The following is a 20,750-nucleotide window of genomic DNA, read 5'->3' as shown; positions in this document are numbered from 1 at the left end:
AGATCCTAGAAGCCTCGGGTGCTGCGGCCAGGCTGGGAGATTGGACCCTCGTTCGCTCGCTCCTTGAACCTGTCGAAGACCCCGGCCCGGACGCCAGTGATGCCCTCGCCGAGGCATGTTGGTGGCTGAATGATCCTCGATCGGCGATCGCCGCGTGGGAGCGCGCGTACGCAGCTCGCTTGTCCGCGGGCGATCGGCGCGGGGCGAGTCGAAGCGCCGTGCGGATCGCACAGGAGTACTCCGAGGCGCTGGACAACGATGCGGCAACCAACGGGTGGCTGCTCCGGGCGAAGGACGCACTCAAGGATGAGGGGCTATGCCCCGAGCTCGGATGGATCGCGATCTGCGAAGCGAGTCGAGCCTCCGATCCCTCCGCAGCGCTCGAACACGCCCTGCGAGCGCGCAGCGCATCGACTGAGTTCCAGGATCATGAACTCGAGATCTATGCGCTCGCTCAACTTGGGATCGCCGAAGTTCAGCTCGGCCGGGTGAACGAAGGGATGGATTCCTTCGATGCCGCCCTCGCTGCAGCGACCGGGGGCCTCACCAAGGATCCGAGAGTCTTGGGCGACGTCTTCTGCGGGATGGTCGAGGCCTGCATGACTGCCGCCGATATGTCTCGGACCGAGCAGTGGCTCGACGTCTTCAACGACTACATGCAGCGCCATCAGCATCCGCCCCTCCTGACGTTCTGCTCCGTGTGCGACGCGGAATCTCAGGTCAATGAAGGACGCTGGAGCGAGGCCGAGCAGACACTGCAATCAGCCCTCGCTACCCTCGACGGAACTGTCCGGCCCTCCCGATGCGTCCATCCGGCGAGCTTGTTGGCGTCGATCCGCATCGACCAGAGTCGGTTCGAGGAAGCCGACCAACTCATGACCGGACTCGAAGATCTCCCCGAGATGGCGCTTCCGCTGGCAGAGCTTCATCTTGCCCGCGACGAGCCCTCCGTCGCGGTCGCCGTGCTGCGGCGACGATTGAATGTGATCGGAACCAGCACGATCCTTGCGAGCCCCGTGCTCTCGGCGCTCGTTCAAGTCGAGATCGTCCGAGGTCACCTCGCGGCAGCTTCGGAAGCAGCGTCGTTGCTGGAGGCGATCGCGCACGCGTCGGAGCGGTCCCAGGACGAGGCGATGGCTCAACTCGCCGCCGGAAGGCTCGCGGGGGCGAGAGAGGCAGGCGGCGCCCGAGGTCACCTCGAGCGCGCGCTCGAGCTTTTTGGGACGTCTTCGCTCCCCTTGCAGGCGGCTCGGACGCGGCTGGAGTTGGCTCTGCTCGCCCGCGCCTCCAAGGACGATTCACTAGCGGTCGAGGAGGCGAGGATCGCGCTTTCCGCCTTCGAAGGGATCGGGTCCGTACGCGACGCCGACATGGCTGCGCGCCTGTTGCGCGATCTCGGGGCCTCTGGGCGCTCAGGGGCCAAGGGGCTACAGACCCTCACCCGGCGGGAGCGGGAGGTGTTGGCGCTCCTCGGCCAAGGACTTACCAATGCCGAGATCGCGGCGCGCTTGTTCATCAGCACGAAGACAGCCGGCCACCACGTCAGCAACATCCTGGCCAAGCTCGGAATGCGGAACCGCGCTGAGGCCGGGGCCTATGCGCAGCGCTTCCTCGCCGAGAAATAGGGAAGGTTCCCGATGCTGGCCCGTCTGCCTTTGGACATCCTTGATCTACCCCATCAAGGAGGCAGCGCATGCGAACCAGCACCAGGCAAAACCACACCTCGATCCCCGATGCGGTCGCACGGATCTCGACGAAAGTCTCGACAGAGCGAATCTACGGAGCCCTCGCGGATATCCGGCGCCACGGCGTCTGGGGCGGGTCGATGCACAAGGGGAAGTTCGGGCTCAGCTCCGTGCAGGCGCCCGTCGGTGCGGCGAGCGTGGGAACCGAGTTCGACAGCACCGGCAACGATCTCGGCGGGACCTTCACCGACCACTCGGTCGTGACCGAGGCGGCTCGCCCGCACCTGTTCGAGTTCGTCACGGAAGGCCACCTCACGCCGAAGAAGGGAGCCAAGTGGGAAGGCGACACCACGATCATCCACCGCTATGAGATCGCGGAGGACGGCGACGGGCGCACCCTCAGCTACCGCGGGCACGTCGCCCGGTGGACGAACCCGCCGTGGATGCTCACCCTCGGTCTGGTGCGGCCGCTCATGCGCGTGATGATCAACAAGGGAGCGAGGAAGACGCTCCGCAACCTGGTCGCGTCAGCAGACCAGCACTAGAACGCCGGCGCGCCTCGCACGCCGACGGACGAGGAGAGGAGACAGACCATGGGCAAGGTGTCGGAACAGACAGCCTCACAGCACGAGTCCGGTGAAGGGTTCGAGGGGCACTACGGGCAGGTGGGTCCCTACACGATCGGGTTCGAGGAGTACTCGGTCGACGCGGACATCTCGGACATGTTCAAGGGCCTCCCAGACGACAGGTGCCAGGCTGAGCATTGGGGCTATGTCATCAAAGGCAAGTTGGTATTCAACTACACCGACGGCACGTCAGACGAGATCACCGCGGGTGAGGCCTACTTCGCTCCCCCGGGTCATACGCCGACCCTGACGGCAGACACGCAGGTAGTGGAGTTCAGCCCGACCGACAAGCTGAACGAGACGATGGAAGTCGTCATGCGGAACATGGAGGCTGCAGGCTGATCAGTCGGTCGGCCACCTGTCATCAGTAGAACTACCGATGCGAGTCGACTGGCTAGTTCCACGTTTCTCCCGATGCCCTGACGTGGGCTGTCTCCTACGTTCATCACCGAGGGGCCAAGGCGGCCCACGAGGGAGGAATCATGAGCGACCACCCGAACGTGACGGTGATCAACCGCATGACGAAGGCGGTCTTCGAGAACGACCGGGACACGTTGTCGGGGCTGTTCACCGACGACATGATCTTCCACGTCCGAGGACCCCTTCCTCGGCCCGGCGACCACGAGGGCGTTGCCGGCTTCCTGGGAGCCATGGGCGCCATCTTCGAGCTGACGGACGGTGACGTGAAGCTTGAGCAGCTGTTCTGCATCGCCGACGAACGGTGGGCGACGGAGTGGGAACACGCGGCCCTGGGCCGTCAAGGGCGCACGCTCGAGACGAACAACATGTTCGTCTACCGGTTCGAAGGCGATCGGATCGCCGAACTGTGGATGATCAGTGCCGCGCCCGCCGGAAGCGGATCGTTCTGGGATTGATCACCCCGGCTCGGGCCGATAGCACCCGCGGCCCGCATGGACGAGACTCTGCCCATGGGCGACGGGGTCGATCAAGGCCGGGATGCCTTCGACCGCCATGCGTGGCGCGGTGCGTACGAGCACCTTTCGGCAGCGGCGCGGGACGAGCCGCTCGAGGTCGAGGATCTCGAGCGGCTCGCGTCCGCTGCCTACCTGGCCGGGCACGGCGAGGAGAGCTCGGACGTGTGGGCTCAGGCTCACAAGGAGTGTGCGCGGATCGGTGAGGTCGCCCGAGCCGCACGGTGCGCGTTCTGGCTCGCCTTCAGCCTGTTGAACAACGGTGAGCTGGCTCGAGGCGGGGGTTGGGTCGACCGCGCGCAGCGCCTGCTCGACGATCGCAAGCTCGACTGCGTCGAGCAGGGCTACATGCGCTACGCCGCTTCCTTGCGCGCCGTGTTCTCCGGTGATGTAGCTACCGCCCTCGGAGGCTTCGGCGAGGCCGTCGCGATCGGCGACCGCTACCGAGATCCCGAGCTCATCACGCTCGCCCGGATCGGCCAGGGCAGGTGTCTGCTCTACCTCGGCGAGATCGACAGCGGCGTCGCCTTGCTCGATGAAGCGATGGTCGCTGTCGGCGCAAGCGACGTGTCCCCGATCGCGGTGGGCGACGCGTATTGCACGGTGATCGAGGGTTGCCACGAGCTGTTCGACATCCGCCGGGCTCAGGAGTGGACGTCTGCCCTCAGCCGATGGTGCGACGCACAGCCCGAGCTCGTGCTGTACCGCGGTGAGTGTCTCGTGCACCGGGCCGAGATCATGCAGCTGCACGGCAAATGGTCTGATGCGCTGGAGGAGCTGGAGTTCGCCCTCGCCCGGCTCGCGGATTCCGTAGGCCCGCGGATCCTCGGTGCGGCATCATATCTTCGCGGTGAGCTCCACCGCCTGCGTGGTGAGTTCACAGCGGCTGAGCGTTCCTACGGCGCCGCCCACGAAGCAGGCCGCGAGCCGCAACCGGGTCTCGCGTTGCTGCGCTTGGCTCAGGGCCGGGTCGACGTCGCCGACGCCACGATCCGCCGGGCGCTCGGCGAGGCGGAGGATCCGATCACGCGCGCCTCGATGCTGGGGCCCTTCGTCGAGATCGTCGTGGCCACGGGCGACGTGGAAACGGCCCGCGTCGCGGCTGACGAGCTGACCGCCCTCGCCGCCAACCTGAACCAGCCGTTCCTTCAAGCCCTCGCAGCACACATGTCCGGCGTGGTACTCCTGGCCGAAGGGGATGCTCCGGCGGCATTGGTGTCCCTGCGCCGGGCGTGGACGGTTTGGCGCGAGATCGAGGCGCCGCACGAAGCCGCCCGAGCGCGAGTGGTCATCGCGCTGGTGTGCCGGGCGCTGGGCGACGCCGACGGCGCCAAGATGGAGCTCGATGCCGCCCGCCAGGTGTTCGCAGCCCTGGGAGCCTCACCGGACCTGACGTGGGCCGACTCCATATCCACTCCGGATCGCCGAGCGGTTCCAGGCGGTCTCACGGCACGCGAGCTCGAGGTGCTCGGGCTCGTCGCTCAAGGCAAGACGAACCGGCAGATCGCCGACCAGCTCTTCATCAGCGAGAAGACAGCCGCGAGCCACCTGAGCCACATCTTCACCAAGCTTGGTCTGTCGTCGCGGGCAGCTGCCACCGCATACGCCTACGAGCACGGCCTCACCACAAAGTCGCCCCAGCTGTGATCCCCGGGTCCTACTCCCTGCGTCGAGGAACCCTCCCCCAGCTGTGCGGACAGGTCGATGACGTCGCCGAGCCGCAGACCAGGGACGACGCTTCCGGTCAGGAATGAGGGTCAGGTCACTATGCTCGTCGCATGACCTCTTCGGCCGTCACGAGTGCGCAGCGACTGATCCGCCGGCTTGCGGTGACCGGCATCACGCCTGAGGACGACGAACAGGAACGACTCGACAAGACGGTCACAACCCTTTCCACTTGCCTCATCACCGCGCTCTCGACCGTGTGGGTCGTCACGTACTTCTCGTCGGGCCTCCCGGTCGCTGCCGCCATTCCGCTCGTCTACCAGGTCATCTCGATCGGATCCCTGGTGGCATTCTCACGAACGAAGCGGCTCCGATTCTTCCGTTTGAGCCAGTTGGCGATGATGCTGATGCTCCCCTTCTTTTTGCAGCTGAGCCTCGGTGGCTTCGTCCCCTCAAGCGCGGTAGTGCTCTGGTCGTTCACGGCACCCATTGCGGCGCTGATGTTCAGTGGGGCCCGCGATTCGATCAACTGGTTCGGGGCATACGCGGTCGTCCTCGTTCTGTCGGGCCTCGTGGACCCGCTCCTTGAGCCGACGTCAAAGATCCCCACGTCGGTGATGATCTCGTTCTTCGTCCTCAACCTCGCAGGCGTCTCGGCCACCGCCTTTCTGCTCTGCGGTTCTTCGTGCTCGAGCGAGAGCACGAGCGGGCGAAGTCCGAGCGCCTCCTCCTGAATGTCCTTCCGGCTTCGGTCGCGGCTCGATTGCGGGACTCGGAGGGCACGATCGCCGATGGCTTCGACGACGTGACGGTGCTCTTCGCGGACATCGTGGACTTCACGACGTTGTCAGCAGCCGCGCAGCCTGAGGAGATCGTCGAGCTCTTGAACGGGTTGTTCTCATGGTTCGATCGGCTCGCCGAACGGCATGGGCTCGAGAAGATCAAGACGATCGGTGACGCGTACATGGTGGCCGGCGGCATCCCGGTGCCTCGCTCGGATCATGCCGAAGCCATCGCCGACATGGCGCTCGAGATGATGGCCGGGCCGGACGCGATCGATCACCAACTCGGTTCGCCCGTTCAGCTGCGCATCGGGATCGACACGGGACCCGCGGTCGCCGGCGTGATCGGCGTGCGCCGGTTCATCTATGACCTTTGGGGCGACACAGTCAACACAGCGAGTCGGATGGAGTCCAATGGCCTTCCGGGCAGCATCCAGGTGACGGAGCGAACCTACCGGCGGCTCCGTGGGCGCTACGCCCTCGAGGAGCGGGGGATGGTCGTCGTCAAGGGGAAGGGTGACATGAAGACTTGGCTGTTGGAGGGAAGGCTGGTCGGTTGACGTAGGAGTGATGGATCCCGCTTGGGGAGACCGCGTTGGCGGCGCCGGCGATGTACGTGGCCTCGGATCCAGTTCACGATCGCCAGGCGTAGCTCCTCTCTGCAGGCCCAGCGCTTCTGGTTGAGCACGTTCTTCTGGAGCAACGAGAAGAACGATTCCATGCCGGCGTCGTCCGCACACGTTCCGGTCCGACCCATGGACCCCTGCAGCCCGGCGTTTCGAAGCGCCCGGACGTAATTGGCTCCCGCGGTCCGAATGGACGACGGCTCCGGTCGCCCGCCTTCAGGACCAGCGGTGCACGTGGGTCGCTCGCCTTCATTCAATGTCCCCAACCGGCTCGTGATGAACGCCGCGAAGGTTTCCAAAAGGCCATCGCTAGCGTTTGAGGGATAGCGATTCAAAGATGGAATCGCTAGCGTTTGAGTGATAGAATGGAGTCACCATGCTCCCCTTTACCGAGACGGACGGCATCCGAGGCTTCGTCGAAGAGCTCGACGCCTGGAAGGACCGCCTCGACATCCGAGTGCTCCCCCGTACCTGGGAGGGGCGGCTTCGCCGCGACCTCGAGGCAGAGGCTGTGGCCGCGTCAACCCGCATGGAGGGCGTCAACGTCACCGTTGACGAGGTGCGCCGGATCCTGGCAGGAGACCGACCGCCCGAGGTAGAACCGCTGGACCGAGAACTGGTTGAGGGCTATCGAGACGCCATGAACTTCGTCCTCCGCCAAGCTGATGACCCGGCGTTCTCATGGGATCGCGGTCTGATAGTCGGACTCCATGATCGTGTCCTCGCCGGTCGCTACGCCCAGGGTGCTGGCCGACTCCGCACGGATAAGCAGGTGTGGGTGACCAACCGCGCTACCGGCGAAGAGGTGTTCCTCCCACCCCCCGGCGAACAGGTTGATGCCTTGGTCGAGGAGGCTGTCACCCGGATGCAGCAAGCGGGCTTCCACAGCGCAGTTGCCGCCGCATGGATCCACGTCGTCGTCGCAGCCATCCACCCCTTCGTGGACGGGAATGGACGATCCGCTCGGATCCTTGCCTCGCTCGCGATGTACAGGGGTGGATTCAAGCGGCGCGAGTTCACATCGCTCGAGGAATGGTGGGGGTACCACCTGCAGGACTACTACGGGCTCTTCGGCTGCCTCGGGTCGATGTTCGATCGCGACGCGGACGTCACGCCGTTCGTGCACGGGCATCTCGACGCCCAGGTACGACAGGTGCGGGCGCTGGATCTGCGGCTCAACACCGAGCAGCAGGTGTGGATGGCGGTCGAAGAGGCCGCGGAGGACGTGGGGATGGACCGCCGGCTTGCGAACGCGCTATGGGACGCGTTCTTCGGACGTGACGTGACCGCCGGCTACTACCGCTCGCTCACAGACGTGAGCCCAGCGACCGCAACGAAAGACCTCACCACGGCGGTGGCAAGTGGACTCCTGGCATCGGAAGGGGAACGCCGGGGGCGTCGCTACTTCGCCGGCGAGAGGCTGTACGGGGTCGTGGCCGACAGGCTCTTCATAGAGATCGAGACGGCATCGTCCGCACGGGACCGGATCATCACCGAGCTTGGCCGGCGGCTCACGGTGTCGGGAGAGGCCTTCGGGCTTCCGCGGAGGCCGTTCTCATAGAGCGCCCGGCGAGCTTCTGCTCAGCGTCATCCCTTGCCTCGCGCCACAACTACCACAACTAGTCACAACTAGTGCATGTTGAGGTTCGGAGGAAGTCATGACCCGCTCACCTGCACGGATTCGGGCTCCATTCAAGAGTACCCACAGGTCAAGAGGGGTAGCACTCACAGCAGGTCAGGGCCGTTCGTTTCTCAGGGTAGGAGGCACCCATGTCCCAGGTCCGTGTCCACAACTTCTCGATCTCCCTGGACGGGTTCGGGACGGGCGACGGCATCACGCTCGACGCCCCGTTCGGTCACGCCGGGGAACGCCTGCACGAGTGGATGTTCACCACCCGGTTTTGGCGCTCGATGGTCGGCGAAGCTGGTGGCACGGAGGGTGTCGACCACTCGTTCGCCGAACGCCATGGCCTCGGCATCGGCGCCGAGATCATGGGTCGGGGCAAATTCGGCGCGCAGACCGGCCCGTGGACCGACGTCGGAACCGACGACGAGTGGCGTGGCTGGTGGGGGCCGAACCCGCCGTTCCACACGCCGGTGTTCGTGCTTACGCACTACCCGCGCCCGCCGATCGAGATGGAGGGCGGCACCGTGTTCCAATTCGTCGACGCCAACCCGCAGGAGGCGCTCGACGTCGCCCGGGAAGCAGCGGGCGACCTCGACGTGCGTATCGGCGGTGGCCCAACCGTCGTCCGCGACTTCCTCGCTGCCGACCTCATCGACACGCTCCACGTCGTGCAGGTGCCGATCCTCCTCGGCCGCGGCGTTCGCCTTTGGGACGGCATCGAGGGCGTCGAGGAACGCTACGGCATCGAGGCGGTCTCGTCTCCCAGCGGTGTCACCCACCTGACCTTCATCCGTCGATAGCCGAGCCCGCGCTCGTGGCGAGCTTGTGGACCCGCGGAGGTGAGAACCTCGTGTCACCGCGTCCGAACGAGAGCTCCTCGCGTTGCCCGAGCTCGCCAGCTCGACTACGCTCCGTCGGCATCGCGACCAGGGAGGGGGCGCATGGAGGCTTTTGCGGTACCGATCAAGCCCGGGAGAGCGGACGACTGGAAGGCCTGGGCCGGTGAGGTGACCGGCGCCCGCAAGTCGGAGTTCGACGAGATGAACGAGCGCCTCGGCCTGACGACGCACGCCGCGTGGCTCCAGGAAAACCCGGACGGGAGCCAGCTCACGGTCGTTGTCCTCGATGGGCCCGGCGCGTCCGAGTTCCTCGGCAAGCTCGCGGGCTCCGATCGCGAGTTCGACTCATGGTTCCGCTCGAAGGTCGAGGAGATTCATCCGATGGACTTCTCGGCACCGCCGCCAGCCGCGCCGGTTCGCCACCTTTAGCGTGGGCTCGATGCTTCATCAAGGGTGTCATAGGCAACTCTGACGCCGGCGTCTCGTTCCATCGCCTGGCTTCCGCCGCTGTGCACACCTATTGGAGAGCGGATCCCGGCTGTGGAGGAGTCCGGTAGGGCTTGAACTAGCCTTGGGTCACGCGCATCCGCACATCCTCGCATCCGCGGACATCGTCGCCCGGTTCGACGAAGCACACGTCCCGACCCCGACCACCGCGAACGGTGTTTCTCCCTATGACGTCCACCGCATCCAGGACGTCGCGTCCCGGGCCCCCAGCCAGGGTGTCTCCCGCTGAAGGGTGAGAAGGTGCCGAAGCACGGAGCCGAGGTGAGCTCGGAGGGCAAGGTCGTCGGCGACGTTCGAAGCGCCGACCGCACGCCCCGTTACGGAACCCTCGCCCTCTGCGTTGTCGAAGCCGAGCACTCCGCATCCGGAGGTCACTTGGAGGTCGACGGTTCGGTGGGTCGGGTGCACGCGGTACCCATCGACGACCCGGACAAGCTCCGACCCCGAGCAGACCCACGGAACCCCGTTTCGGCCGAGTAGGCAAGTCGGTCGGCTCGTCGAAGCCTGGGGACTGGAGCGGTACCCAGCGCTAGGAGTTCGGAGCCGTGCGAGCGACGAACCAGAGAGTGTCGCCCGAGGTCCCCACGCGCACATCCGAGAATCCGGAGCGTCGGAGCCGATCCGGCAGTTCCCCCGGATCGACGGGAACGCACACGTCACCTCTATGGAACTCCCTGAACTCTGGGTCATCGAGGCTGTCCGCCCCGACCAGCACACCTCCGACTCGCAGCACGCGCGCCAGTTCGGTCAAGAGCGCGTCCTGGTCGGAAACGGACGGAACGTGGTGAAGCATGGTGAACGAGGCCGCCGAACTGAAGCGCCCGGAGTCGAGCGGTAGGTGGGTCCCGTCTGCTTCAAGCACGTTGACGTTGGTGTCAGCCAGGCGCGCTGCAAGGCTCACTGCGAGAGCCGGGTCGATCTCGACGGCGGTCAGACTCGACACGCGGTGCCGAAGGATATCGGTCGCGAGACCGAAGCCCGGACCAACCTCGACCATGTCGGATCCCAGGTCGACTCCATCGAGAACGAGGGGGAGCACATCGGTTCGAAGGTACTCGGCCCAATCGGGGCTCGAGCACAGCTCGTTGTGCCCTTCGTTCATCGAAGCAGAGGATCCATCGCGATCGGACCCGCCATCTCAACGCCATCTTCGGCGGTGAAGTCCTTCGACGAGATGAATCCGGGTGCCCCCCGCATGGTGGCGTCCATCCGCTCGGCGAGCGAGGCCTCCTGCCCCTCCATGCCTGCTCTCACCGTGGCGCCGGTGAGCACGATGACCGATGGCTCGCTCACGCGGTCTCCTGCGGGGCGAGGAACGCCCGGATCTGGGCGTCATGCTCGCGGTAGTGCTCGACTTCTTCCATGAGCCGATCAGCGGCCGCGTCGCTGTTCGCCTCGTCGCACGCCGCGAGTGCCTGCCGTGCCCGTTCGCGCCCGTGTTCGAGATGGGCGACGACATGGTTCCATTCCATGGTGCGACCCTGGGGGAAGGCCTCCGCGTTCTTCGCGTCGTAGTACTCGGCTTCTACCGGTTCCTCGGGGAACGGCTCGCCGGGTTGTACGGCCTCGATGACGTCTGCGGCGTGGTTGACCCAGTAGGCCACATGCCACAAGGTGTCATGGAGCGACCAGCCCGGAACGACTCCGTCGACGGGACGTAGGTCGTGAGGCGCGTCCTGGATAGCTTGCGTCAGACTCGTGCCAGCCTCGAGTTCTTCTTGCAGCACCGTATCCTCGTTCATCGGGTACCCATCCCCTTCCGGTGTCGGCCCGCTCTCGTGGACACAGACTATGCCTTCGGCCGCGCTGGAATTCGGGGTGCTGCGAGAGCGATCGAGCCGGAGGGACCATCGGATGGTGCTTGGAATATCGAACCGGAAAGGGCCGCCTCCTCGATCACGTCGAGGACCGCAGTGGCAGCAGCTGTCGCGGTTGTCGTCCACGAGCACGTTGTCCGCACCGAGGTCGCCGTGGATCACCTGATGGCGCAGCGTGGACCACCCCGGGACCAGACCGCCTCGTAGCGGTCAAGCGTTCGCTCGATGAGCGCGCGCATCCGATGATCCGCGACCGCTGAGACCAGCGGGCGAAGCGCGAGCGCATGCTGGGGATCCCAGAACACCGCACGCGAGGCCCCGGGATCGAAGAACCCCCGAAGCGCGCGCCCCAGCCGCGCAGCGGTCTCTCCCCATGCGCTCACGGCGGCGTCGCTCAGCGTCGACTCATCGACCGAAGCCGTCCCCGGCATGCGTGCGTACATCCTGACCTGGTGCACGCCCCCGGTCGCCGAGGGGATCGATGCCCGATACGCCGCCGGGCCTCGGGACGGATCCGTTCTCAGAGCAGCCCACGGTGTTGCGACCGCCAGCCCCGGATCGGCGGCCAGCGCGTGGAACGTGCCACTCTGGCGCCGCGTGGCCGACTGGCTCGCGCGCGACTGGCGTTCTCGCGCATTCGGCATGTTCGAGTGGCTCCGGAGAGCCGATCCTCTTGCACATCGTGTTCCGAACGGACCCGGCGGGCCTCAACGACCCATGGGTCAAGGGAGCGTTCCGTACTGGAAGCCCGGCCAGTTCACCGGGTTCTCCGGGATCGAGGGAGTGCGTGAAGGGAATATCCACTTCGCCGGTGACGCGACAGAGTGGGACTTCCCAGGGTTCATGGAGGGAGCGATCCCGAGCGGCGAGCGCTGCGCGGTCGACATCTGAACCCACACACCCGGATCGGGCTCCAGCTGCGCACGAGCGCGCCGAGGGATATCACTCACCCATCATCTCCGTCTTGCCGAGGGCATCGCAGAGTCATCCACCCGTGAGCACGTCGCGGAGGGTTTCCACCAAGAGATCTGCCTCCGCGCGGCCGAACACGAGCGGGGGGCGGACCTTGAGCGTGTTGTCCGCCGCACCGGTGGTGCCGACGAGCACCCCGTGTTGTCGGAGCCCGTTGATGATCCGCTCGGCGGCGCCGGCGTCCGGCTGCTTGGAAGCAGGGTCCGTCACGATCTCGACCCCGCAGGCAAGCCCCATGCCACGCACGTCTCCGATGATCGGGTGGTCGGCCTTGACCTCGAGCAGTCGGGCGAGGAGATAGGTACCCACTTCACGAGCGTTGTTCAAGAGTCGTTCATCCTCGATCACGTCGAGGACCGCGCTGGCAGCGGCTGTCGACACGGGGTTGCCGCCGAACGTAGAGAAATAGTCGGTGGTCTCGGCGAAGCGGTCGACGATGTCGCTCCTGGTGATCACCGCTGCCACCGGGTGTCCGTTGCCCATGGGCTTACCGATGGTGACGAAGTCGGGTGCGATCCCGAGACGTTGGTAGGACCACATCGCGTCTCCGGTGCGACCGTGCCCCCCCTGAACCTCATCCGCGATCCAGAGGCCACCAGCGCGGTGCAGTGCGTCCACGCACGCTGTCACGTACTCGGGATCGAGATCGAGGATCCCGTCGCTCGTGAGCACTCCGTCCAAGATCGCGACGGCGGGCGCGTGACCTCGCTCGGCGAGACGGGCAATCGCAGAGGGGAACTCGGACGGGTCCATATGCAAGCCCCGGTAGGCGTCGGGGGGGCGCCAGGTCTCGACGTGGTCGGGACGCGCTCCTTTCGACCAGGCCTCCGGGGAAAGCCACGTCGTGGTCTCGCTCACCCCATGGTAGGCATAGGCCGTACAGAGCCCGCCGCTGTTGCCGGTGGCCGCGATGGCGATCCGCCAAGCCAGATCGTTGGCCTCTGAACCGGAGTTCACGAACATCACTGTGTCCAGTTCGCCCTCGGTGGTCGCCACCAGTCGCTCGGCTAGATCGAGCACCGTCGCGTGCAGATAGCGCATGTTCGTGTTGAGCACGCGGGCTTGCCGTGCGATCGCTCCGGTCACGCGAGGGTGACAATGCCCGACGACGGGCACGTTGTTGTACGCATCGAGGTAGCGGCGGTCCTCGTGGTCGAAGAGCCAGGGACCCTCACCCCGAACGATGTGAAGCGGTTGAGCGTATGAGAGTCCGGTGAGCGCGGAGCCGAGCACGTTGGCGCGGCGGCCGACCAGGTCGTCGAAGGCGACCATGGTGCCGGGCTCTCGCCCGCCCAATCTTCGGGCCACGTCCTCGAAGCCCATCTCGTCAAACAGCTTGAGGAGCTCGAAGGCATCCTCGTGATACTGAGCTGCGAAGGCCTCGGGGTCTTCGTACATCGAGGAGCGCCACGAAGGAAGGATCGATGCTGCGCAAGATCTGGCCGCGACGAGTTCCCCGAGGATCGCGCGTTCTCCGGGTTCCAGGGGGAGCACACGCTCGAACCCGTCCATCGCCATGCGCGCTACCCGCAAGACCTCGTCGCCGCTTCGACCCGAGACCAGGGACTCGATCACCGCTGCCAAGTCGACGACCAGCGCCGTGAAGCTCATATCTCCGAAATCGATGATGCCCGTGATCACGCCATCGTCGTCCACGAGCATGTTGTCCGCACAGAGATCGCCGTGGATCACCTGATGGCGCAGCGTGGACCACCCCGGGACCACGACCGCCTCGTAGCGGTCAAGCGTTCGCTCGATGAGCGCGCGCATCCGATGATCCGCGACCGCTGAGACCAGCGGGCGAAGCGCGAGCGCATGCTGGGGATCCCAGAACACCGCACGCGAGGCCCCGGGATCGAAGAACCCCCGAAGCGCGCGCCCCAGCCGCGCAGCGGTCTCTCCCCATGCGCTCACGGCGGCGTCGCTCAGCGTCGACTCATCGACCGAAGCCGTCCCCGGCATGCGTGCGTACATCCTGACCTGGTGCACGCCCCCGGTCGCCGAGGGGATCGATGCCCGATACGCCGCCGGGCCTCGGGACGGATCCGTTCTCAGAGCAGCCCACGGTGTTGCGACCGCCAGCCCCGGATCGGCGGCCAGCGCGTGGAACGCGGCACGGGCCTCCATATCGAGCCTGGCGGGATCTTCGGCCTCGTTCGAGATCTTCATCACCGCCGGACGAGGGCCACCCAGAACGAACGTCTGGTCGCGCTCGCTTCCCACCGCTGTCGCCGTCCCTTCGGCCCCGAACAACTCGAGCGCCAGCGCGGCTGCCTCCTCCGCCGGAAGAGCCGGCGGAGCAGTGGAGAGCACGTCGTCGAGGCCCATTTCGTTCACGTCGCTCATCCTAATAGCGGTGACCATGCCCGCACCGGCGAACGTCGTACCGGGAACGCCGGCAAGCGACGGGTACGGGTGATGGTGCCGCTGTCCCGCAGCGTGAACGCACCCGACTGGTGGACGAGGTCTCAGACGAGGCCGTCGGGTTCGAATCCGATCTGCTCCTCGAGCCCCCCGCTAGGCCCCGAGGTTGTACCCGAGCCATCTCGGGGCGTGGGCGAGCGCGTTCGTGATCGGTCCGACGCGCCGGTTCTCGTCTCGCCGGTCGTCGCGGCGCACGTTCGCGCGGCTGATCACTCGCTCGCCAATCGTAAGCAGTGGGGTGTTCTCAGAACTCCCTCACCACACGGCTTCCCACTCTTCTGGAGGAACTCCCACAGGTTAAGAGGGGTACCTCCCACAGCAGCGATTCACTACCCCGCGTTTCCCTGATTCACTTTCTCCACGTACTCCTTGGTGCGTAGCTCCCAGAGCCCGATCGACTCCTCGGTGAGCCGGAAGTTGGACCCCGAGTCGACGTACATCACCGCGAAGTTTTTCGGATACGTCGAGGACACCCAGTTTCTGAAAGGCTCCCACATCTGCGGCGAGAACTTCTTGATCTCCCAATACAGGGACACGGAACCGATCTCTCCATCACGAACGGTGAGATCCCAGAAGCCGGGGTAGGGACCCAGTCCGATCTCGTCGGACCTGATGGCGTGCCAATTGAACCGGCAACGCACCGCGGTGCCAGAGGCGGAGCTACCCGTTACAGAGCATCCTCCGACGGGGATCTGTTCGTAGCCCTGAGCTTCGAGGAAGGAGGTGAACGCTGGCACTTCCTCCGGGGTGGTTGCGTCCATCTCGAGGTATGGGTTATCGGCCAGATAGGTAATCGCCTCCTTACCGTCGAAAGCACCGAATGCCTCGACAAACCTCGTGGCGACCGCCACCGCTGAAGGATCCACCGGGTTGATCACCGAGGGTTCGTTCGCCGGTGTGATCGTGTCCTGCCCTGGACGTATCACCAGGAGAAGCGCGACCGCTGCTACACCGATCACCGCTGCCAGGGCGAACGCCCCGATCCTGCGTCGCCGGCGGGCCTGCTCCTGTCTGATTTCCTGATCCCTCCGCGAATCGAGATCGGGCTCGACCTGTTTCGTCGTCATCCCGAAGACCTCCTTCAATCAAGCCATGCCGGCTCCTGGCGAGGGCGGGGCGACGGCGTTGGCCACCCCAGCGGCCAACGCCGTCGCCGCTCCTCGGTCAGCGTGCCGTTACGGCACGCTGACGAAGTCGTCCAGGAACGAGCGTGCGGTCTCCGTGTCGTTCCTGAACGCCCACGAGATCGCGTTGCACCTCCCGACCTCGCCGTCGGCCACGGCGACCACGACGTTGGAATCCCCGAGGAAATACGGGGCGCCCCCGTCTCCGCACACGCCACCTTGCCCGGTCGCCTTCGCGTTATTCAGGACCGCGATCGTGCCGGGATCAATCGCCGCGATCGTCGCCGTCGCGGACCGTCGGACAGCGGGGTCCGAGCCGTAGCCGACGACGGTAAGCCGCTGCGTTTTCTTGATCGACGCGAGCTGCTGCAGCGTGGGGAGCTCGGCTGGTGTAATCCCTCGGACGGGGGTGGCGAGCACGGCGATCCCGTAGAGGTTGGTGCCGTTCTTGGGGTTCGCGTCCGGGTGGATGTAGCCGGCTTCGACTGTCCGCCACCTCGCCTCCTTGGGGGGCCAGGCGACTGGGTCGAACGTGATCTCCGCGTGGCCGCCGATCGATTGCGCGAACGCAACGGCGCCGGGGCAGTTGTAGTTGGTAAGGAACTCCGTTGACGAAATCAACACGCCGCCGCAGAACTCAAACCAGTCGCCGTTGCTGTCCGCAACGATCATCACGCCCACGTTCGGATGCGCGTTGCCGTCCAAGCCGCCATTGACAGCGCCGACGGATGGACTCACCGACAGCACGATCGCGAGTGCTGCCCAGGTAACCAGCACCTTCCGCATAACTCTCTCCCTTAGTCTGGGGCCGGGAAGCCGACCCTAGGGAGCAGCATTAGGAGAGGAATCCCGGAAACCCCTACGTTTCTAGAGCTTCCTCGCGAGCTCGGTCCTCGAGCGCACGTCCAACTTCCGGTAGATGCGCGTCAGGTTGGCTTCGACGGTGTGCACGCTCACGAAGAGGGCCTCGGCGACCTCACGGTTCGTTTTCCCCTCGGCGACGAGGCGTGCGATCTGCGCCTCCGTGGGGGTGAGCGCAGTCGAGAAGGGTGCCCGGCCTCCGATCCTCGCGAGCTCACCTTGGGCCCGCTGCGACCACAACGGCGCGCCCAGTTCCTCGAATGTCATGAGCGCCTGCTGAAGGAGGTCGCGCGCGCCCTTCTTCTGGCGCATCCGCCGGCGCACCGAGCCCCCCACCAGCAGCGTCCGTCCGAGCTCCAAGGGGTGCTGCGTCCGCGAGTGCTCGTGGAGGGATCGCTGCAGATGCGCTTCGGCCCCTTCGAGATCTCCCCGCGCCCCGGCGACCAGGCCGCGGCACCGGGCGGCCGTCGCGAGCGCCAGCGGGCGGTCGAGCGCCCGCCCGTGGTCGTCCAACCGGTCGGTGAGCCGTTCGGCGGGCTCGAGCTCACCGAGTGCCACGAGCGCTTCGATCTCGTCGGACACGAACGGGAAGGCTCCGGGCTCCCGAAGGTCCATCCGCTCCGTCATCTCGGTTGCCGGAGCGAGCCAGGCGTGCGCTGCCGCGGCGTCCCCGAGCGACACCTCGAGGAAGCCCAAGGCCGCGCGCGCCCTGATCTCGTTCCAGCGGTCTGCCGTCCGCTCACACGCAGCAAGGGCTTCGATGCCATCGTCGCGAGCTTCCTCGACTCTCCCTGTCGCGGCCTCGATCGCCGCCTTCACGGCTGCGACCTCGCCCAGCACATCGATCCAGCCCGCCTCGAGCACGATCTCCCGTGCTTCGAGGGCGTGGTCGGCGGCGAGCCGCCAATGTCCGGCACGGTGTTCCACCTCAGCGAGCGACGCCCGCACGTCCCATGACGCCGACTCGTGGCCCTGCTCGAGGTATCGCTCGAGCTCGACGTGCAGCGTGTCTCGTGCCGCGTCGAGCGCGCCCTTCCACAGCTGGAACCGTCCGAGGCAGGTCCGCGGTGTCGTCACCTCGCCGTACGCGAGCGAGCCCTCCTTGGAGATGCCTCGATCGAGGAGGTCGGCGGGGTCGTGACCGAGGACAGCCTCGACGGAGGCCAGGGCCGCCAGCGCGCTTCGGAGCAGGAACGGATCGTTCACCTCTTCCGCCAGCTCGACGGCGGCCTTCGCCCACGGCAGGGCCGATGCCGGATCACAGGCGCCGAGCTCGACCCACGCCAGGTCCGCAAGGATCAGTCCTCGGATGTAGCCGTTCCCATCGATCTCCTCGAAGGCCAGCTCGAGCAACCCCTTCACGCGAGGGAGGTCGTTCCAGCTCATGAATGAGAGGGAGTACATCGTCTGCGCGCGAACGAGGCCCGGTACCGTCTCGGCAAGGATCTGCTCGACGAGCTCGCGGGCGCCGCGCGTATCTCCGGCGGCGAAGAGGGTTTGTGCGGACCGGAGGCGTCGCATCTGGAGGCTGTCGGCCTCCTGCGGAGGGGTGAGGGTGGCAGCCAGCCCGTAGAGCTCGGTGGCGCCGAGCGGAGCCCCCCTCGCCACTGCGCGATCGCCCGCCTCCTCGAGGACACGGGCGACCTCTTCGCTCGGTCCGGTCGAACAGAGCGCCAGGTGCCGCGCTCGTTCCTCGGGATCCTTCACGGCGTTCGCTAGCCCGGCGTGCGCGGCGCGTCGATCGCCCGTGGACGCGCTCTCGTAGACCGTCGACGCGAAGAGCGGATGCGTGAACTCGATCGACGTGCCGCGCACCAGGACGATCCCCGCGTCCTCCGCCTCGGCCAGCCCCGTGGCCGATCCCTTGACTTTCTCGACGAGCGGTACCGTGCGTTGCGCGGAGCTCGCAGCGACGAGGAGGGCATCGCGCGTGGATCGAGGAAGCGCCCTCAGCCTGCGGCGGAGGAGCTCGCGGAGGTCCGCCGGCACCGGCAATGGCTCCCCCGGCGTCAGGAGCGCGTCTGCACCCTCGAGCGCTCGACCGATCTCGAGCGCGAAGAACGGATTGCCGCCCGAGGCCTCGTGGATCCGTTGCACCAGCGGCGAAGCGACATCGTCCTCCAGTCGTTGACGGAGCAGCCGTCCGAGCGGCACGCGGGCGATCGGACCGATCGTCAGTCGATCGACGCCGTCCCGGAGCGAGCCCATGAGGTCCAGCAAATCGGACGCGCCGGTCGGGGATCGCGTCGCCGCGACGAGCGTCACGGGCTCGTCCTCGAGGCGACGTAGCGCGAACGCGAGCGCGCGGGCCGACGGGGCATCTATCCACTGCGCGTCGTCGACCGCGATCGTGAGCGGGGCGCCGGAGGCAAGTGCCCGCAGCACCCCGAGGACCGCGAGGGAAACCGCTCGGGCATCTGGACGGGTGGGACCCGGCGACCCCAACAGCAAGGCGGCCTCGAGGGCGTTCCGCTGGCCGGCGGGCAGCTCGGCCATCGGCCCTTCCAGCACGGGAGTCAGAAGGTCGCCGAGGACCGCGAACGACATCCTCGCCTCGGCTTCGGATGCCCGCGACGACAGGATGAGGCTTGTGCGCTCCGCGAGCCGAACAGCTTCGCGCCAGAGCGTCGTCTTGCCGATCCCGGCGTCGCCCTCGAGCACCAGCGCGCTTGACCCCGGACGCGCATCCTCGAAGAAGCGGGCGATGGCAGCGAGCTCCTCGGCTCGCCCGATGATCGCGACTGGGGCCACCTTGAGGCGTTTCTACAGGAGCGGCGGGGCGGCGTGAACCACGCCAGCCTACCCCTTGGAACAGTCACCTAGCGGGTCCGATGACCGGGGCGCGCGCATCGCAGCGAAGGGACGGCGGCGCGCGACGACGGTGACGGACGGAAAAGGCGATGCACGCTCGTCCCGCAACCAGGGGAGGCCTCGGGAGGAACCGGTCGGTCCGGTCGTAAGCCTCGGTCGGGTTCCACTTCCTCACGCCGAGCGCGTCGAGCTGGTCGGAGGAGAGCGAGTTCAGGATGCGGGCTAGTTCGACGACGTGGCTCTTGTGGTGGCGACGGATCCCGTTCAGGTAGAACGCGACGAGGAGCGCCTCCACGCTGAGCGACCGAGGTCGACCCTTCGGGTGGTCGAGGACCGCCTGGAGTATCGGTAGAGACCCGTAAGAGCGACGAACACCGGCTCAGGCAGAGCCCCGACGGTTCCCGCCCCCACGATCGTCGCCGCTACGGCTCCTTCCGCGAGTCCAAGATCGCTTTGCCGCTCATGACGGCACCGATGACGAAGATCAGCGTCGCCAAGTAGATCAGCCCGAGATGGCCCAACGTGTCGAAGTCGTTCGGGTAATGGGCGGGCAACGCAACCAGTAGAGCCAGCACCGGCGAGGCGACCGCGCCGATCCACGCCCACCCGTAACGACGCCTCACACCGTAGGCAACGAGAAAGACGACAGCGAGCCCGGTCGCCGCGATGAAGCCTGAGAGCGCGATCTGTAGGTGGCTGATGTATTCGTACAGCGACGGACTGAACTGCTGGATCTGCGTCTTCCCAACGTTCACCTCGTTCGGACCGATCCCCAGCTCGAGGAAGCTATCGGTGAAGTTGCGGATGAAGAAGAGCAGGCCATAGCCGATGAATCCGACGGCGGCGATCACCATCAGCCAGGATCCCCAGCGAAGCATCGGCTCGTTGTCAACAGCGGTTCGCGGCACATCTGCAGTGGCCATCTGAACCCCTCTCGTTACGGCGCGACTATACGTCTCCACCACGCAGGCCCGCAAGTTGCACAACCTGTCAAGCGACTTCGCGTATGTAAGTAAGTCAGTCGGTCGGTTGGTCAGTTGGTCGGTCGGTGGGGTGTACTCGAAACCCCGGTGACCTGCGCCGTGCCGGCCCTCTCGAGGAGCACCCACGCGGTAAGGACCCGACCACCCACACCACCCTGAGCAGGGGGAATGCACTCACCCGGTGGACCCGGCGAGCTGGCCAGCGGCTCCCGCACGTAGGAGAGCCTGGTGACCCGCACGTCGAGGAGGTCGGGGAACGGCGAGCTCGTGTCGGCCGCGCCCCCGGCCTTGTGCCGTGCTTCGAGGACCACCACGCGAGCGCCGGACCTCGCGAGGTAGGCGGCGGCGACGAGGCCGTTGTGTCCCCCGCCGATCACGATCGCGTCGTAGGAGTTCGCAGTCATCTCGCCTCCACGGAGCGTGAATGCCCGAACGATGGCGCAGACGCGGTATCCATCAGGATGGAACG

20 protein-coding genes and 3 pseudogenes are annotated in these 20,750 nt (G+C 66.4%); 11 read left to right on the top strand and 12 right to left on the bottom strand.

The window, feature by feature from the left end:
* The first annotated feature begins 218 nt into the window (after positions 1 to 218).
* From WEF05_05590 to WEF05_05560, 7 genes and pseudogenes are all read left to right on the top strand, one after another.
* Complete coding sequence (locus WEF05_05590) at positions 219 to 1,625, top strand: LuxR C-terminal-related transcriptional regulator (GenBank protein ID MEX1101362.1); 1,407 nt, start codon at positions 219 to 221, stop codon at positions 1,623 to 1,625.
* A 68-nt stretch (positions 1,626 to 1,693) separates the two neighbouring features.
* On the top strand, positions 1,694 to 2,230 hold the full coding sequence (locus WEF05_05585) for an SRPBCC family protein (protein MEX1101361.1): 537 nt from the start codon (positions 1,694 to 1,696) through the stop codon (positions 2,228 to 2,230).
* Between the two features lie 48 nt (positions 2,231 to 2,278).
* Positions 2,279 to 2,653, top strand: a complete 375-nt coding sequence (locus WEF05_05580) for a cupin domain-containing protein (GenBank protein MEX1101360.1) — start codon at positions 2,279 to 2,281, stop codon at positions 2,651 to 2,653.
* Between the two features lie 140 nt (positions 2,654 to 2,793).
* Positions 2,794 to 3,186, top strand: a complete 393-nt coding sequence (locus WEF05_05575) for a nuclear transport factor 2 family protein (GenBank protein ID MEX1101359.1) — start codon at positions 2,794 to 2,796, stop codon at positions 3,184 to 3,186.
* 54 nt (positions 3,187 to 3,240) lie between these two features.
* Entirely contained in the window at positions 3,241 to 4,890 is a 1,650-nt protein-coding gene (locus tag WEF05_05570) for a LuxR family transcriptional regulator (GenBank protein MEX1101358.1), read from the top strand.
* A 131-nt stretch (positions 4,891 to 5,021) separates the two neighbouring features.
* A complete protein-coding gene (locus tag WEF05_05565; GenBank protein ID MEX1101357.1) occupies positions 5,022 to 5,642 on the top strand; it encodes a hypothetical protein in 621 nt (206 codons plus the stop codon).
* Positions 5,612 to 6,250, top strand: a pseudogene (locus tag WEF05_05560) (adenylate/guanylate cyclase domain-containing protein). Before WEF05_05565 ends, WEF05_05560 begins: the two are co-directional and overlap by 31 nt.
* Here WEF05_05560 and WEF05_05555 read toward each other — a convergent pair.
* Positions 6,163 to 6,514 (bottom strand): annotated as a pseudogene (locus WEF05_05555) (hypothetical protein). The pseudogenes WEF05_05560 and WEF05_05555 overlap by 88 nt on opposite strands.
* A gap of 331 nt (positions 6,515 to 6,845) precedes the next feature.
* On the opposite strand from WEF05_05555, the gene WEF05_05550 reads away from it, so the two are divergent.
* The 3 genes from WEF05_05550 (at position 6,846) to WEF05_05540 (ending at position 9,211) form a co-directional block, all read left to right on the top strand.
* On the top strand, positions 6,846 to 7,877 hold the full coding sequence (locus WEF05_05550) for a Fic family protein (protein ID MEX1101356.1): 1,032 nt from the start codon (positions 6,846 to 6,848) through the stop codon (positions 7,875 to 7,877).
* A gap of 209 nt (positions 7,878 to 8,086) precedes the next feature.
* Entirely contained in the window at positions 8,087 to 8,743 is a 657-nt protein-coding gene (locus tag WEF05_05545) for a dihydrofolate reductase family protein (GenBank protein ID MEX1101355.1), read from the top strand.
* A 141-nt stretch (positions 8,744 to 8,884) separates the two neighbouring features.
* Positions 8,885 to 9,211, top strand: a complete 327-nt coding sequence (locus tag WEF05_05540) for a hypothetical protein (protein ID MEX1101354.1) — start codon at positions 8,885 to 8,887, stop codon at positions 9,209 to 9,211.
* A 607-nt stretch (positions 9,212 to 9,818) separates the two neighbouring features.
* Here WEF05_05540 and WEF05_05535 read toward each other — a convergent pair.
* From WEF05_05535 to WEF05_05520, 4 genes are all read right to left on the bottom strand, one after another.
* Positions 9,819 to 10,391, bottom strand: coding sequence for a class I SAM-dependent methyltransferase (locus WEF05_05535; GenBank protein MEX1101353.1), 573 nt, complete (start codon positions 10,389 to 10,391; stop codon positions 9,819 to 9,821).
* A complete protein-coding gene (locus WEF05_05530) occupies positions 10,388 to 10,582 on the bottom strand; it encodes a hypothetical protein (GenBank protein ID MEX1101352.1) in 195 nt (64 codons plus the stop codon). The genes WEF05_05535 and WEF05_05530 overlap by 4 nt, the downstream gene beginning before the upstream one ends.
* A complete protein-coding gene (locus WEF05_05525; protein ID MEX1101351.1) occupies positions 10,579 to 11,031 on the bottom strand; it encodes a DinB family protein in 453 nt (150 codons plus the stop codon). Before WEF05_05525 ends, WEF05_05530 begins: the two co-directional genes overlap by 4 nt.
* A gap of 233 nt (positions 11,032 to 11,264) precedes the next feature.
* Complete coding sequence (locus WEF05_05520) at positions 11,265 to 11,750, bottom strand: hypothetical protein (GenBank protein ID MEX1101350.1); 486 nt, start codon at positions 11,748 to 11,750, stop codon at positions 11,265 to 11,267.
* 73 nt (positions 11,751 to 11,823) lie between these two features.
* Here WEF05_05520 and WEF05_05515 point away from each other — a divergent pair, with 73 nt between their 5' ends.
* A complete protein-coding gene (locus WEF05_05515) occupies positions 11,824 to 11,997 on the top strand; it encodes an FAD-dependent oxidoreductase (GenBank protein MEX1101349.1) in 174 nt (57 codons plus the stop codon).
* Between the two features lie 93 nt (positions 11,998 to 12,090).
* Here the strand turns inward: WEF05_05515 and WEF05_05510 are convergent, their stop codons facing one another.
* The 7 genes and pseudogenes from WEF05_05510 to WEF05_05480 form a co-directional block, all read right to left on the bottom strand.
* The gene (locus WEF05_05510) at positions 12,091 to 14,406 is read right to left on the bottom strand and encodes an aminotransferase class III-fold pyridoxal phosphate-dependent enzyme (protein MEX1101348.1); all 2,316 of its coding nucleotides are present in this window, start codon (positions 14,404 to 14,406) and stop codon (positions 12,091 to 12,093) included.
* Between the two features lie 425 nt (positions 14,407 to 14,831).
* Complete coding sequence (locus WEF05_05505) at positions 14,832 to 15,569, bottom strand: hypothetical protein (GenBank protein ID MEX1101347.1); 738 nt, start codon at positions 15,567 to 15,569, stop codon at positions 14,832 to 14,834.
* 108 nt (positions 15,570 to 15,677) lie between these two features.
* Positions 15,678 to 16,412, bottom strand: coding sequence for a trypsin-like serine protease (locus tag WEF05_05500; GenBank protein MEX1101346.1), 735 nt, complete (start codon positions 16,410 to 16,412; stop codon positions 15,678 to 15,680).
* A gap of 81 nt (positions 16,413 to 16,493) precedes the next feature.
* Positions 16,494 to 19,238 carry an AAA family ATPase gene (locus tag WEF05_05495; GenBank protein MEX1101345.1) on the bottom strand — a complete coding sequence of 915 codons (2,745 nt, stop codon included), beginning with the start codon at positions 19,236 to 19,238 and terminating at the stop codon, positions 16,494 to 16,496.
* A 64-nt stretch (positions 19,239 to 19,302) separates the two neighbouring features.
* A complete protein-coding gene (locus WEF05_05490) occupies positions 19,303 to 19,593 on the bottom strand; it encodes a hypothetical protein (GenBank protein ID MEX1101344.1) in 291 nt (96 codons plus the stop codon).
* 127 nt (positions 19,594 to 19,720) lie between these two features.
* Positions 19,721 to 20,152 carry a hypothetical protein gene (locus WEF05_05485; protein MEX1101343.1) on the bottom strand — a complete coding sequence of 144 codons (432 nt, stop codon included), beginning with the start codon at positions 20,150 to 20,152 and terminating at the stop codon, positions 19,721 to 19,723.
* Positions 20,153 to 20,493: 341 nt separating this feature from the next.
* Positions 20,494 to 20,685 (bottom strand): annotated as a pseudogene (locus WEF05_05480) (FAD-dependent oxidoreductase).
* Positions 20,686 to 20,750 lie beyond the last annotated feature (65 nt).

This window comes from Actinomycetota bacterium (assembly GCA_040881665.1).
Lineage (GTDB): Bacteria > Actinomycetota > UBA4738 > UBA4738 > HRBIN12 > JBBDWR01.
Note: the sequence above shows the minus strand (reverse complement) of the source record. Positions and strands in the feature narration are given on the sequence as shown.

Excerpts from the sequence above, each read along its gene's own strand:
- WEF05_05575 (MEX1101359.1), top strand. The coding sequence starts at position 2,794 with ATGAGCGACCACCCGAACGTGACGGTGATCAACCGCATGACGAAGGCG.
- WEF05_05500 (MEX1101346.1), bottom strand. The coding sequence starts at position 16,412 with ATGCGGAAGGTGCTGGTTACCTGGGCAGCACTCGCGATCGTGCTGTCG.
- WEF05_05540 (MEX1101354.1), top strand. The coding sequence starts at position 8,885 with ATGGAGGCTTTTGCGGTACCGATCAAGCCCGGGAGAGCGGACGACTGG.
- WEF05_05510 (MEX1101348.1), bottom strand. The coding sequence starts at position 14,406 with ATGGGCCTCGACGACGTGCTCTCCACTGCTCCGCCGGCTCTTCCGGCG.
- WEF05_05570 (MEX1101358.1), top strand. The coding sequence starts at position 3,241 with ATGGGCGACGGGGTCGATCAAGGCCGGGATGCCTTCGACCGCCATGCG.
- WEF05_05545 (MEX1101355.1), top strand. The coding sequence starts at position 8,087 with ATGTCCCAGGTCCGTGTCCACAACTTCTCGATCTCCCTGGACGGGTTC.
- WEF05_05565 (MEX1101357.1), top strand. The coding sequence starts at position 5,022 with ATGACCTCTTCGGCCGTCACGAGTGCGCAGCGACTGATCCGCCGGCTT.
- WEF05_05485 (MEX1101343.1), bottom strand. The coding sequence starts at position 20,152 with ATGGTGATCGCCGCCGTCGGATTCATCGGCTATGGCCTGCTCTTCTTC.
- WEF05_05525 (MEX1101351.1), bottom strand. The coding sequence starts at position 11,031 with ATGAACGAGGATACGGTGCTGCAAGAAGAACTCGAGGCTGGCACGAGT.
- WEF05_05585 (MEX1101361.1), top strand. The coding sequence starts at position 1,694 with ATGCGAACCAGCACCAGGCAAAACCACACCTCGATCCCCGATGCGGTC.
- WEF05_05515 (MEX1101349.1), top strand. The coding sequence starts at position 11,824 with ATGGGTCAAGGGAGCGTTCCGTACTGGAAGCCCGGCCAGTTCACCGGG.
- WEF05_05535 (MEX1101353.1), bottom strand. The coding sequence starts at position 10,391 with ATGAACGAAGGGCACAACGAGCTGTGCTCGAGCCCCGATTGGGCCGAG.
- WEF05_05505 (MEX1101347.1), bottom strand. The coding sequence starts at position 15,569 with ATGACGACGAAACAGGTCGAGCCCGATCTCGATTCGCGGAGGGATCAG.
- WEF05_05550 (MEX1101356.1), top strand. The coding sequence starts at position 6,846 with ATGGAGGGCGTCAACGTCACCGTTGACGAGGTGCGCCGGATCCTGGCA.
- WEF05_05520 (MEX1101350.1), bottom strand. The coding sequence starts at position 11,750 with ATGCCGAATGCGCGAGAACGCCAGTCGCGCGCGAGCCAGTCGGCCACG.
- WEF05_05580 (MEX1101360.1), top strand. The coding sequence starts at position 2,279 with ATGGGCAAGGTGTCGGAACAGACAGCCTCACAGCACGAGTCCGGTGAA.